The sequence below is a fragment of the Pseudomonas thivervalensis genome (assembly GCF_001269655.1).
In the GTDB taxonomy this organism is placed as follows: domain Bacteria; phylum Pseudomonadota; class Gammaproteobacteria; order Pseudomonadales; family Pseudomonadaceae; genus Aquipseudomonas; species Aquipseudomonas thivervalensis.
The window spans coordinates 19,667-32,124 of sequence record NZ_LHVE01000001.1 but is presented as its reverse complement, the minus strand read 5'-3'; the positions used below and the strand labels follow the sequence as shown (position 1 = coordinate 32,124).

The 12,458-nt window shown below is 61.3% G+C and carries 10 protein-coding genes; 3 read left to right on the top strand and 7 right to left on the bottom strand.

The annotated features are described in order from the left end of the window. Window positions 1–3: 3 nt before the first annotated feature. The 4 genes from cysW to oscA all read right to left on the bottom strand — a co-directional run bounded on the left by cysW (window position 4) and on the right by oscA (window position 3,240). On the bottom strand, window positions 4–873 hold the full coding sequence (cysW, locus tag AD659_RS00140; RefSeq protein WP_024618577.1) for a sulfate ABC transporter permease subunit CysW: 870 nt from the start codon (window positions 871–873) through the stop codon (window positions 4–6). 12 nt (window positions 874–885) lie between these two features. Then, window positions 886–1,704, bottom strand: coding sequence for a sulfate ABC transporter permease subunit CysT (gene cysT / locus AD659_RS00135; protein ID WP_013692011.1), 819 nt, complete (start codon window positions 1,702–1,704; stop codon window positions 886–888). 192 nt (window positions 1,705–1,896) lie between these two features. Further along, the gene (locus tag AD659_RS00130) at window positions 1,897–2,910 is read right to left on the bottom strand and encodes a sulfate ABC transporter substrate-binding protein (RefSeq protein WP_053117138.1); all 1,014 of its coding nucleotides are present in this window, start codon (window positions 2,908–2,910) and stop codon (window positions 1,897–1,899) included. Between the two features lie 147 nt (window positions 2,911–3,057). After that, entirely contained in the window at window positions 3,058–3,240 is a 183-nt protein-coding gene (gene oscA, locus AD659_RS00125; RefSeq protein ID WP_003186967.1) for a sulfur starvation response protein OscA, read from the bottom strand. Between the two features lie 481 nt (window positions 3,241–3,721). Between oscA and AD659_RS00120 the strand changes: the two genes are divergently transcribed. After that, complete coding sequence (locus AD659_RS00120; protein WP_053117137.1) at window positions 3,722–4,105, top strand: DUF6124 family protein; 384 nt, start codon at window positions 3,722–3,724, stop codon at window positions 4,103–4,105. 749 nt (window positions 4,106–4,854) lie between these two features. Here AD659_RS00120 and dibA read toward each other — a convergent pair. Beyond that, window positions 4,855–6,762, bottom strand: coding sequence for a phosphodiesterase DibA (dibA, locus tag AD659_RS00110; RefSeq protein WP_053117133.1), 1,908 nt, complete (start codon window positions 6,760–6,762; stop codon window positions 4,855–4,857). A gap of 146 nt (window positions 6,763–6,908) precedes the next feature. Here dibA and desA point away from each other — a divergent pair, with 146 nt between their 5' ends. Beyond that, window positions 6,909–8,093 (top strand): delta-9 fatty acid desaturase DesA, encoded by a 1,185-nt coding sequence (gene desA, locus AD659_RS00105; RefSeq protein ID WP_053117130.1) that lies wholly within the window; start codon window positions 6,909–6,911, stop codon window positions 8,091–8,093. Between the two features lie 370 nt (window positions 8,094–8,463). Further along, the gene (locus tag AD659_RS00100; RefSeq protein ID WP_053117129.1) at window positions 8,464–9,453 is read left to right on the top strand and encodes a GGDEF domain-containing protein; all 990 of its coding nucleotides are present in this window, start codon (window positions 8,464–8,466) and stop codon (window positions 9,451–9,453) included. A 352-nt stretch (window positions 9,454–9,805) separates the two neighbouring features. On the opposite strand, the gene AD659_RS00095 is transcribed toward AD659_RS00100, so the two are convergent. Together AD659_RS00095 and gabT are read right to left on the bottom strand one after the other, a co-directional pair. Continuing rightward, window positions 9,806–11,023, bottom strand: coding sequence for an HDOD domain-containing protein (locus AD659_RS00095; RefSeq protein ID WP_053117127.1), 1,218 nt, complete (start codon window positions 11,021–11,023; stop codon window positions 9,806–9,808). Window positions 11,024–11,161: 138 nt separating this feature from the next. Then, the gene (gene gabT / locus AD659_RS00090; RefSeq protein ID WP_053117125.1) at window positions 11,162–12,439 is read right to left on the bottom strand and encodes a 4-aminobutyrate--2-oxoglutarate transaminase; all 1,278 of its coding nucleotides are present in this window, start codon (window positions 12,437–12,439) and stop codon (window positions 11,162–11,164) included. Between the last annotated feature and the right edge of the window lie 19 nt (window positions 12,440–12,458).

The window sequence follows — 12,458 nt, the reverse complement described above, 5'->3', positions numbered from 1 at the left end:
GACTTATTCCTCCGCGGCGCTGGCGCGCAGGCGGTTGATTCGGTTTTCGCTCCACTGCTTGAGCAGCAGGATGAAGAGCGCCAGGATCAGCAACAGGCTCGCCACAGCGAACGCGGCCACGTGGTTGTATTCGTTGTAGAGGATCTCGACGTGCAGCGGCAGGGTGTTGGTCACCCCGCGAATGTGCCCGGATACCACCGACACCGCGCCAAACTCACCCATGGCCCGGGCGGTACACAGCACCACGCCATAGATCAGGCCCCACTTGATGTTCGGCACGGTGACATGCCAGAACATCTGCCAGCCATTGGCGCCCAGCAGGCGCGCGGCCTCTTCTTCCTGGGTGCCTTGTTCCTGCATCAGCGGGATCAGCTCACGGGCCACGAACGGCACGGTGACGAAGATGGTCGCCAGGACAATGCCCGGCAGCGCAAACACGATCTGGATGTCGTGATCCGACAGCCACGGCCCGAACAGGCCCTGGGCGCCGAACATCAGCACGTAGACCAGGCCCGCGATCACCGGTGACACCGAGAACGGCAGGTCGATCAGCGTCACCAGCATGCTCTTGCCACGGAACGAATACTTGCTCACGCACCACGCGGCACTGACGCCGAACACCAGGTTCAGCGGCACCGAGATCAGCACGGCAATCACCGTGAGCTTCAACGCCGACAGTGCGTCGGGTTCAAAGATCGCGGTGAAGAACGCCCCCAGCCCGAGCTTCAGCCCTTGGGACACCACGATGAACAGCGGCAACAGCAAAAACAACGCAAAGATCAGCCAGCCGAGACCGATCAGCACGCGCCGCGACGTCGCACTGCCGCGACGGGCGGCGTTGGTGGAGGCTGCGGAAATAGACGATTGGGACATGTTCGCGCCTCCTTATGGGGTTTCGATGCGCCGCTGCAGCAAGTTGATCAGCAGCAACAGGACAAAGGAAACCACCAGCATCAGCACGCCGATGGAGGTGGCGCCGGTGTAGTCGTATTGGTCGAGCTTGACCATGATCAGCAGCGGCAGGATCTCGGTTTTCATCGGCATGTTGCCGGCGATGAAAATCACCGAGCCGTACTCGCCCACGCCACGGGCAAAAGCCAGGGCGAAGCCGGTCAACCAGGCCGGCAACAGCGCTGGCACGAGGATATGGCGGAACACCTGCCACGGCTTGGCACCCAGGCAAGCGGCCGCTTCTTCGACTTCACGGGGAATATCGGCCAGCACCGGCTGCACCGTGCGCACCACGAACGGCAGCGTCACGAAGGTCAGCGCCAGGGTGATGCCCAGCGGGGTGTAGGCGATCTTGAAGCCCAGGTCGGTGGCGAATTGACCAACCAGGCCGGTCGGCGCATACAACGCCGTCAGCGCGATACCGGCCACGGCGGTGGGCAGGGCGAACGGCAGGTCGATCATCGCGTCGATGATTTTGCGCCCCGGGAAGGTGTAGCGCACCAGCACCCAAGCCAGCAGCGTGCCGATCACGCCGTTGATGATCGCGGCGTACAGCGCGGTGCCGAAACTGAGCTTCAAGGCCGCCAGCACCCGCGGCGCCGAGATGATCGCCCAGAACTGTTCCCAGGTGAGTTGGGCGGCATGCACGAACATCGCCGCCAGGGGGATGAGCACAATCAGGCTGAGGTACACCAGGGTGTAGCCCAGCGTCAGCCCGAAGCCGGGTATGACGGGGGATATGCGACGCGACATAAAGGTCCTTGGTTGTGTGGCGAGGAAGCTTGCTCCTGCTGTGTTCTGTAGAGCTGGCGAAGCCTGCGATCTTTTGATCCTGATCTTTCACTCTCGATTCAATTGGCAGTCGAAAGATCGCAGCCTCGTTGCACTCGTCAGCTCCTACAGGGTTGAGCCCGGCAGGAGTTGATGACGGCGTTTACGGCCAGCTTACTGCGCCTGATAGATCTGGTCGAACACGCCGCCATCGTTGAAGAATTTCGGCTGGGCAGTTTTCCAGCCGCCGAAGTCCTTGTCGATGGTCACCAACTCCACCTTCGGGAACTGCCGGGCGTACTTGGCGGCCACGTCCTTGTCACGTGGGCGATAGTAGTTCTTCGCGGCGATTTCCTGGCCGGCCGGGCTGTACAGGTGCTTGAGGTACGCCTCGGCGATCTCGGCATTACCCTTCTTCTCGGCGTTCTTGTCCACCACCGCCACGGGCGGTTCGGCGAGGATCGACAGCGACGGCACGACGATGTCGAACTTGTCCGCACCGCCATCTTCTTTCAGCGCCAGGAACGCCTCGTTTTCCCAGGCCAGCAACACGTCACCCTGACCGTTGTTGACGAAGGTAATGGTCGAGCCACGGGCGCCGGTGTCGAGGATCGGCACGTGCTTGAACAGCGCCTGCACGTATTCCTTGGCCTTGGCTTCGTCACCCCCGTTGGCTTTCAGGCCATAGGCCCAGGCGGCGAGGAAGTTCCAGCGCGCACCGCCGGAGGTCTTCGGGTTCGGGGTGATGACCGAGACGTCGTTCTTGATCAGGTCGTTCCAATCCTTGATGCCCTTGGGGTTGCCCTTGCGCACCAGGAACACGATGGTGGACGTATAAGGCGTGCTGGCGTCCGGCAGGCGGGTTTGCCAGTCCGCCGGCAGGGACTTGCCCAATTTGGCGATTTCGTCGATGTCACCGGCCAGGGCCAGGGTCACCACATCAGCGCGCAGACCGTCGATCACCGCCCGGCCTTGCTTGCCCGAACCACCGTGGGACTGCTGGATCTTCACGCTGTCGTCCGGGTGTGCTTTCTTCCAGAAGTTGACGAATTCGGCGTTGTAATCCTGATAAAGCTCGCGGGTCGGGTCGTAGGACACGTTGAGCAGCTCGTAATCCTTGGCGACGGCGGAACCTGCAAAAACAGCACTGGCCAGCGCGGCCAGGGCGTAACGACGAATGGACGACATGGTGAAAGCTCCTGGAATTCTGGTTTCTTATGGCTTCTGAATATCGAATCACTTGTGGAAAAGATCGCAGCCTTCGGCAGCTCCTACGTCAAACTCCCCTGTAGGAGCTACCGAAGGCTCGGGCCGCGTTCGGACGATCTTCTGTTTTCAAGACGGCTTATGACTGGGTTGTTGCAGCCGGAATTTTTCCTTGCGTTCGATCTGGACCACCTGGGCGTTGTGCACGGTGATTTCCACTGCCCCAAAGCGTAGATCGCGCAACGCGCTCTGGATCTCGCGCAAGATGGTTGCTTCGTCCTGGCCGTCAACGCTACGTAGAGATGCGCTCATGCTGCTGCTCCTTTGAATGAATGCCTGGCAGTGGGCGGCACTGCTTGCGGCGTGGAGCAATACTAGATAAAGCGAGATATTCTTAAAAAGACTATTTAAGAATTTTTATATAACCAAAATAACAGAAAGTGATCGAGGTCCTACGGCAGGGGTGATTGGGGGCTTTTTACCTGCCAAATCCTCGGAGATTTCCTTCAAGACGCGGGGCTGTTCATGAACTAGGCAGCGTTTCCGAGCGCCGCTAACCTCTGTTCGTCATCGCAAAAAAACGGTGACACGGACGTGCAAGTCCGGATTGGTACGCAATTGGTTATGGCTATTGACCGAGCATTTTTTTATGCTCGCCTCCGTTATGGCAATTGTGCGTGGGAGGCCTTCGGGTCTGCCGGCGGTACCGGACCGGTCTTGCACACCTACGTACAGTTGCCACCTCTTCGAATGCAAGCGAAAGGATGTCGACCCCAACTCTGGTACATAAAATATGGTCAAGCATTCACCGAATCCGCCACAAAGCGGTCACAAATCCCGCGTCCAAACGCAGGAAGAAAAAAAGCTCGATGCCGCCACCAACCGCGCCCTCGACTACTACCTCAAGCCCAAGCCCGCCTCACCGCCCGAACCCGACAAAAACCAACTCTTCATCGTGTCCCCCCACATCGACACCGAAACCCTGCTCGCCAACGCCTCCGAAGACCTGCTCTCCATCAGCACCATCGCCGCCGACCTGGCCGATGACGTGGACGACTCACGCCGCTGCATCGCCCTGGCGATCAGCCGCATGGCCGATGGGGTGCAGTTGTTGGTTGAGCGGGCGTTGGATCATTTGGAAACCAAGGAGATGGCGGTGCCTGGAGCCAAGGGGTAGCGCTTGCATTGATGCAGGCTGAGCCGACGCCATCGCGAGCAGGCTCGCTCCCACAGGTAATGCCGTTCACTTAAGAAAAATGATGACCCTGTGGCGAGGGAGCTTGCTCCCGCTCGGCTGCGAAGCAGTCGTAAACCGGCGGGTGCGGTGTGTCTGATACGCCGCAATTGGCAGGTTTTGGGGCCGCTTCGCGGCCCAGCGGGAGCAAGCTCCCTCGCCACGGATTTGTCGATTGCCTTAAGTGAACAGCATTGCGCTTCCACAGGGGTCCTGTGTCGAACCAAATCTCAAATTCAATGCCCATCCATTGTGGGAGCGAGCTTGCTCGCGATGGCGGAGTGTCAGGCAACAACAATGCAAGCTGAACTGACGCCTTCGCGAGCAGGCTCGCTCCCACAGGAGAACCGTGATCATCCAGAACCAGGTCGGCTACCAGGCCGCCTCGCGGTGGACGTTGATCTCGGGCGCCCCGTTAACCACGATGGCCGAACGCAGGCATTGTGGAGTGGGCATCCCGGCATGGATGCCGGGATAGCCGCGCTGGGCCATGGATGGCCCTTCGCGGCGGGCCCACGGAGCAATGCCTGCGTTCGGGCATGCCGAGCCTAAGCGAGGCACCGAGTGGTGGGGCAGGAGCGTTTTGGTTACTTTTGCGCTCTTCAAAAGTGACCCGCCGTCAGGGCGGAACCCTAAGCCGCCGTTACCGCAGCAATGGATATGTACTCGGTCAACATCAACACCACTGACGATCAAGCAATGACCGGCGCCCGATCCCAATCCAACTGCGCCGCCACCATCGGCCGACCAAACCAGTAACCCTGCCCCAACTCACACGCCTGCCCAAGCAAAAACGCCGCCTGCTCACGCTGTTCGATGCCCTCGGCATGCACCTGCATTCCCATGCTATGGGCCAGGGCAATGATCACCCGGACGATCGCCGCATCGTCCTCATCCCAGGGCAGCCCCGCGACAAACCCCTGGTCGATCTTGAGCTTTTGCACCGGCAAGCGCTTGAGCCGCAGCAGCGACGAATAACCCGTGCCGAAATCATCAATGGCCAGCCGCACGCCCAACTCCCGCAGGCGATGCATCTGCTCCAGCGCCACTTCCGGGTCCTCCATCACCGCGCTTTCCGTCACTTCCAGCTCCAGGTAGGCCGGATCCAGGCCCGTGTCGTGCAACACCTGGGCGACCTGCTCGTACAACTCGCGACGGGCAAACAACCGACTCGAGACGTTGACAGCAACGAACGACAACACCACCCCCGCCTGTTGCCAGCGACACATCTGCCGACAGGCCTGGTCCATGACCCAGGCATCGACCTGGGCAATCAGCCCGGTACGCTCGGCGATGGGAATGAACTCGGCCGGCGACACCAGCCCCCGCGTGGGATGCTCCCAACGCACCAGCGCCTCGACACCGATCAGACGGCTGGTCGCCAGGTCGTGTACCGGCTGGTAATGCACGCGCAACTCCTGCTGCTGGAGCGCGTGGCGTAGCTCGAAGGCGATCTCGACCCGTTGTTGAGCGTGGGCGGTGAGCTCTTCGGTGTACAAGGCGTAGCCGTCGCGTCCGGCGCTCTTGGCCTTGAACAACGCCGAATCGGCATTGCGCAACAACTGCCCGGCGTTCAGCGCATCGCCGGGAAACAGGCTGATGCCGACGCTGGCGTTGATGAACAACGCGTGCTCATCGAACCGCAGCGGTTCTTTCAGTGCATCGAGGATACGCTGGGCCAACGCCGCTGCCTGGCCGGGCTGGGAGCAGTTTTCCATCAGCAGCGCAAATTCGTCGCCCCCCAGCCGGGCCAGGGTAACACCCGGCGCGAACAGTCCACGAAACCGCTCGGCCACGCCTTTGAGCAATTCATCGCCGACGTTATGGCCCAGGCTGTCATTGATGTTCTTGAAATGATCCAGGTCCACCAGCAGCAGGGCACAGCCACGCTTGTGCAACTGCGCCGACGCCAGGGCCTGCTCGGCGCGGTCGGAGAACAACAAGCGGTTGGGCAGGCCTGTCAGCGGGTCGTGATGGGCCAGGTAGGCCAGTTCATGCTCGGAATCCTTGATGGCGCTGATGTCCGAAAACACCGCGACATAATGGCTGGCTTGGCCGCTGTCGTCGTGAATAACGCGGATCGTCTGCCATTGCGGGTAGATCTCACCACTTTTGCGCCGATTCCAGATTTCACCGCTCCACTCGCCCAGGCTGGCCAGGGCGGCAAACATGTCGCGATAGAACTCCGGCCCATGCCGGCCAGACTTGAACAAGTTGGGGCGCTGGCCGAGCACTTCGTCCCGGGCATAACCGGTGATCGCCATGAACGCCCGGTTCACATGCACGATCAAGCCGTTGCGGTCCGTTACCAACACCCCTTCGCGGGTGCAATCGAACACGGCCGCGGCTTGGCGCAGGCGCTCGCGATCGGCACCGTGCTCACCCTTGGCGAAAAACCGCGAGATCCGCGCCCGGGCCAGGAAGATCAGCCCGGCGCTAAGCAGGATCCAGGCATAACCGTTGATCAGGAGCCAGCGCTGCCTGTCGGCGAATTGATCGAAGAAACTGCTCAATAAATAACCAATCAGCTGCAGCCAGACGACTGACAGCACGAGGTAAAGCAGCGCTACGCGCATGGCACTGCGTTGATAGGCAGGCATTCGGCCATCCATGTCCCTACAAAGAGGTGGGGATTATAGAGGAAGAAACATTCAGCCACTCTTATCTGAAAGGCCGACTGGTTTTATCTGTGGGGCTGGTGATAATGCAACGGCGGTTTCTATCTTTATCGAGGGCCCTACAGCCTATGTGGTACGAAGGTTTTCTTGGCTTGTCGGCCTGGTCACTGGTGGCAGTCACCCTGCTGATGACCCACGTCACGATCATTGCCGTCACGGTCTACCTGCACCGTTATTCGGCGCATCGCTCCCTGGAGCTCAACGCCGGTCTCAAACATTTCTTCCGTTTCTGGCTGTGGCTGACCACGGCGCAGAACACCCGCGAGTGGACCGCCATCCACCGCAAGCACCACGCAAAATGCGAAACCGAGGATGATCCCCACAGCCCGGTCATCAAAGGCTTGTCCACAGTGCTGCGCAAAGGCGCCGAGCTGTATCGCGCCGAAGCGGAAAATCCGGAAACCCTGCGCATCTACGGCAAGAACTGCCCCGACGACTGGATCGAGCGCAACCTCTACAGCCGTTTCCCGCTGCTGGGCGTGGCGATCATGGGCGTCATCGACCTGCTGCTGTTCGGCACCATTGGCATCACCATCTGGGCCATCCAGATGATGTGGATCCCCGTCTGGGCCGCCGGCGTGGTCAATGGCCTGGGCCATGCCGTGGGCTACCGCAACTTCGAATGCCGCGACGCGGCGACCAACCTGGTGCCCTGGGGCATCCTGATCGGCGGCGAAGAACTGCACAACAACCACCACACCTACCCCAACTCGGCCAAGCTGTCGGTCCGCAAATGGGAATTCGACCTGGGCTGGGCCTGGATCAAGGTCTTCAGTTTCCTGCGCCTGGCCAAGGTCCAGCGGGTTGCGCCGATCGCCCACCGGGTCGAAGGCAAGGGCCACCTGGACATGGACACGGCCATGGCGATCCTCAACAACCGTTTCCAGATCATGGCGCAGTACCGCCGGCTCGTCATCGCGCCGCTGGTCAAGCAGGAACTGGAAAAGGTCGATCACTCGGTGCGTCACCAGTTCCACCGGGCCAAGCGCCTGCTGTCGCGGGAGACCAGCCTGCTGGACGATCGTCACCACCTGCGCATCCAGAACATGCTCGAACACAGCCAGGCGCTGAAGGTGATCTACGAGAAACGCCTGGCCCTGCAGCAGATCTGGGTCAAGACCAGCAGCAACGGCCACGACATGCTCGCCGCCATCAAGGAATGGGTCAGCGAAGCCGAGGCCAGCGGCATCCAGTCCCTGCGCGACTTTGCCGATCAGCTCAAGACCTACTCGCTACGGCCTGCCACGGCCTGACCAGGCAACGCCATGGGGAGAAGGCTTCTGTGTGGCGAGGGAGCTTGCTCCCGCTGGGCCTGTAGGAGCTGCCGAAGGCTGCGATCTTTTGATCTTTTGATCTTTTGATCTTTCGCTTGAGATTCAAGCGTCAGCGGAAAGATCGCAGCCTCGCTCCGCTCGACAGCTCCTACGGGCCCAGCGGGAGCAAGCTCCCTCGCCACAGGTATCCCCCTCAGTATTCGACTCGCTAAATCCCCCGCCCTTCGTCGCCTGAAAAGGAACTTCGCCCCAAATCCCCTATCTCAAAGAGCACTTCGCCATCCAGGCGGGCTTTGGAGAAAAGTGCGTGCGAACCCACAGCAGTGCACGCTCTTTGAGATTTGTGCCGATGGTCGACAAGAACCTACAGGATTACTCCCTACCTCATTGGCCCGAAGCGGCCCAGACGCTCATGGCGCTGATGCATGCCCAGGGTGAAGTGGCGCGCCTGAGCGAGCGTGAACAGTTGTTCAGCTCGTTGCTGGTCAGCGTCAATGCCGTGCTTTGGGCATTCAACTGGGAAACCCGGCAAGTGCTGTATGTCAGCCCTGCCTACGAGCGAATCTTCGGCCGCCCCGCCGGCCTGGTCCTGGCCGACTACAACGAGTGGCGCGACGCAATCTACCCCGACGACTTGGAGTACGCCGAACGCAGCCTGGCCGAAGTCCTGGTCAAGGGCGCAGTCGAGGACCGTGAGTACCGCATCATCGCCGGTGACGGCCAGGTTCGCTGGCTGAGCGACAAGTGCTTCATCAACCGTCAGGCCGAGCCTGGGCAACCGGTGATCGTGGTCGGCATCGCCGAGGACATCACCGAAAAGAAGCTGCTGGAAAGTGAACTGCAGCGACTGGCGACCACCGATGTGCTGACCCAGAGCAGCAATCGCCGACACTTTTTCGAATGCGCCAACCGCGAATTCGAGCAGGCACGGCTGCAAGGGACGCCCATGGCGTTCCTGTTGCTGGACATCGATGATTTCAAGGTGATCAACGACACCTACGGCCATCAGGAAGGCGATACCGTGTTGCAGAAGATCGCCGAAAGTGGCCGGTCCGTGCTGCGGCGCGGTGACCTGTTCGGGCGGATCGGTGGCGAAGAGTTCGCGGCGGTATTCCCCGGCTGTGCCCCCGACATGGCCTTGCAAGTGGCCGAGCGGTTGCAACGGGAAATCCAACGCCTGATGTTCCGCTGTGGCGAGCAGACCTTCGGCATTACCGTCAGCCAGGGCCTCACCGCCATTACCCCCGAGGACCAGTCCCTGGACAGCCTGTTCGCCCGCGCCGACGCGGCCATGTACGAGGCCAAGCGCAAGGGGAAGAACCGCATCATCGCGGCTTGACGCCAATCTCAGCGCAATTGAATCCAGTCACTGCACCTGTGGGAGCGAGCAAGCTCGCTCCCACAGTGTTTCCAAGATGGAAGCCAAATTTCGGCCATCGCCAATTCCCCGTGGCGAGAGAGCTTGCTCCCGCTCGGCCTGTAGGAGCTGTCGAGCGAAGCGAGGCTGCGATCTTTCTCCAGACACTTGAGTCTCAAGCGAAAGATTAAAAGATCAAAAGATCAAAAGATCGCAGCCTTCGGCAGCTCCTACAGCGCAGGCCAGCGGGAGCAAGCTCCCTCGCCACAAGCTCTAAGTTGTCTGGACTGATGCCATCGCGAGCAAGCTCGCTCCCACAGGGTAGAGGGTGGTGCTACTTGCGGCGCAACCGTGTCAACTCCGGCAAGCCGATCTTCAGCAACCGCGCGGTGCGGCCACGGGCCAGCTCTTCAAGGCCTTCATGGGCCGGCAGATGCGCCATCTGCGCGGCCATGTTCATCACCAAGGCTTCACGGGAATACACCCCGCCCCCCAGGCTGTAGACCGCCGCGATCAACTCTCGCAGCTCCAATGGCAGGCGCCAGCGGGCACGCAGTGCCGAGCCGAAACCGGCGCCGAACTTGTCCAGCGAGTCACCGACTTCCTCCGGTTCATCCAGATCGCCACCGGCCTGTTTCCATTCTTCCAGGCAGCGCAGCAACGCCAGGTCGCCCAGGCGATGCAACAACCCGGCGCAGTAACAGCGCTCCGGCTCCAGGTCCAGTAGCCGCGCCATCGTCCGGGCGTATTCGGCCGTGTGCAGCGACAGCTCCCAGTAGCGCTCGGCATAGTCCGCCAGGCACGGGATGCTGAGCCGGGCGCAGCGCTTGAGGGTCAGGCCGAGGATCAGGTTCATGCTTTGCCCGGTGCCGAGCTGGTGCAGCGCCTGGGCCACGGTCTGCACCGGACCGCCGCCCTGGTGCTGGGCGGCGCTGTTGGCCGCAGCGATCAGCACCGCAGTGATTTGCGGGTCGGTGCGGAGTTCTTCTTCGAGCAGTTTCAGATCCAGGCCGCCAGGGTTGAGGCTGCGCTTGATCGCCACTTGTACATCGGTCATCAAGGCCGCGCCCTCGGACAGGTCACGCCGACGTTCCAGAAAGGTGGGCAAAGTCAGCCCCGGCCCCGGGACCGGCGCATCGTTGGAAGTTTCCTCACCGCCGCCCACTAACAACCCCTGCAAACGCTGGGTCAGGTTTTCCCGATTCAAGGGCTTGGTCAAATACGCGGTCGGCGCCAGCGGCAGGACCTCGCGCACACTGGCGCTGTCGTTGCGTCGGCTCATCAGGATGAACGGCAACGGCGGGGTGCGATGCTGCTGGCGAAGGCCACGCAGGATCGCCAGGCCATCGACCCCCGGCAGCTCCCAATCGGCGATCACTAGGTCATAGGGGTGGCTGGCCAGCAAATCCAACGCCTGCCTGCCCTCCCCGCATGTGTCCACCCGCGCATCGCAGCGCACACCCGACAACACCTGTTCGAGCAGCTCACGGGACGCCGGATCGGCCTCAGCGATCAACACACGCGGTACAGCGGGTAAATCCACAGCAGTCATGCAGCATGCTCCCTTGCCATACTTGCACCTTAGACGCTGGCAGCCGTTCCAGACAGCTCAAAATTCACCGGACAAGTGCGCAAGCATGAAAAAACCCGCCAAAAGGCGGGTTTTTGTGGATCAGTGCACAACCCGGGCTCAGAGCTCGGAGAAGCACTCTTCGATGATCGCCAAGCCTTTGTCCAACTGCTCGTCCGGCGAAGTCAGCGGCACCAGCACCCGCAGAACGTTGCCGTAGGTGCCGCAGGACAGCAGGATCAGGCCTTTGTCACGAGCCTTGGCGACAACCTGGGCCACCGCCGCAGCGTTCGGCTTATGAGTGTCGCCATTTTCGAACAGCTCCACGGCGATCATCGCGCCCAGGGCACGCACTTCCCCAATGACCGGGTATTTCTCCTGGATAGCCTTCAGGCCACTCACCAGACGCTCGCCCACGGCCTTGCAGCGATCCAGCAGGCGCTCTTCTTCGAACACCTCCATCACCGCCAGCGCCGCCGCACAGGCGATCGGGCTACCGGCATAGGTGCCGCCCAGGCCACCCGGTGCGATGGCGTCCATGTATTCGGCCTTGCCGCACACACCGGCCAACGGGAAGCCGCCAGCGATGGATTTGGCAAAAGTGGTCAGGTCGGCGGCAACGCCCATCTGCTCCATGGCAAAGAAGGTACCGGTACGGCCGGCACCGGTCTGCACTTCGTCAGCGATCAGCAGGATGCCGTGCTGGTCGCACAGGGCGCGCAGGCGCTTCATGAATTCTTTCGGCGCCACATAGAAACCACCCTCGCCCTGTACTGGCTCGATGATGATTGCAGCAATGTCACGCGGTTCGGCGTCGTTCTTGAAGATGCGCTCGATGCTGGCTATGGAATCGTCAATGCTCACGCCGTGCAGTTCGTTCGGGTACAGCGCGCGGAAGATGCCACCGGGCATCAGGCCCATGCCGGCCGAGTACGGCACGACTTTACCGGTCAGGCCCAGGGTCATCATGGTGCGACCGTGGTAGGCGCCGGTGAATGCGATCACACCGGCACGGCCAGTGGCGGCGCGGGCGATCTTCACGGCGTTTTCCACGGCTTCGGAACCGGTGGTGACCAGCAGGGTTTTCTTGGCGAAATCACCCGGGACCTTGGCGTTGATTTTTTCGCACAGTTCCACGTACGGCTCGTAGGCCAGGACCTGGAAGCAGGTGTGGGTCAGCTTGTTCAGCTGTGCGGTCACGGCAGCGATGATTTTCGGGTGCACGTGGCCGGTGTTCAGCACGGCGATGCCGCCGGCGAAGTCGATGAACTCACGACCTTCAACGTCGGTTACCGTGGCGTTCTTCGCCGATTCGGCAAAAATCGGGTGAATCTGGCCGACGCCACGGGGAACAGCGGCGGTGCGGCGGGCCATCAAGTCAGCGTTAGTCTTGCTCATTACAGTCCTCATTCGCCGC

What these genes read in the sequence shown, in the direction of transcription:
- cysW (WP_024618577.1), bottom strand. Translation starts at nt 873, where the DNA reads ATGTCCCAATCGTCTATTTCCGCAGCCTCCACCAACGCCGCCCGTCGC.
- cysT (WP_013692011.1), bottom strand. Translation starts at nt 1,704, where the DNA reads ATGTCGCGTCGCATATCCCCCGTCATACCCGGCTTCGGGCTGACGCTG.
- AD659_RS00130 (WP_053117138.1), bottom strand. Translation starts at nt 2,910, where the DNA reads ATGTCGTCCATTCGTCGTTACGCCCTGGCCGCGCTGGCCAGTGCTGTT.
- oscA (WP_003186967.1), bottom strand. Translation starts at nt 3,240, where the DNA reads ATGAGCGCATCTCTACGTAGCGTTGACGGCCAGGACGAAGCAACCATC.
- AD659_RS00120 (WP_053117137.1), top strand. Translation starts at nt 3,722, where the DNA reads ATGGTCAAGCATTCACCGAATCCGCCACAAAGCGGTCACAAATCCCGC.
- dibA (WP_053117133.1), bottom strand. Translation starts at nt 6,762, where the DNA reads ATGCCTGCCTATCAACGCAGTGCCATGCGCGTAGCGCTGCTTTACCTC.
- desA (WP_053117130.1), top strand. Translation starts at nt 6,909, where the DNA reads ATGTGGTACGAAGGTTTTCTTGGCTTGTCGGCCTGGTCACTGGTGGCA.
- AD659_RS00100 (WP_053117129.1), top strand. Translation starts at nt 8,464, where the DNA reads ATGGTCGACAAGAACCTACAGGATTACTCCCTACCTCATTGGCCCGAA.
- AD659_RS00095 (WP_053117127.1), bottom strand. Translation starts at nt 11,023, where the DNA reads ATGACTGCTGTGGATTTACCCGCTGTACCGCGTGTGTTGATCGCTGAG.
- gabT (WP_053117125.1), bottom strand. Translation starts at nt 12,439, where the DNA reads ATGAGCAAGACTAACGCTGACTTGATGGCCCGCCGCACCGCCGCTGTT.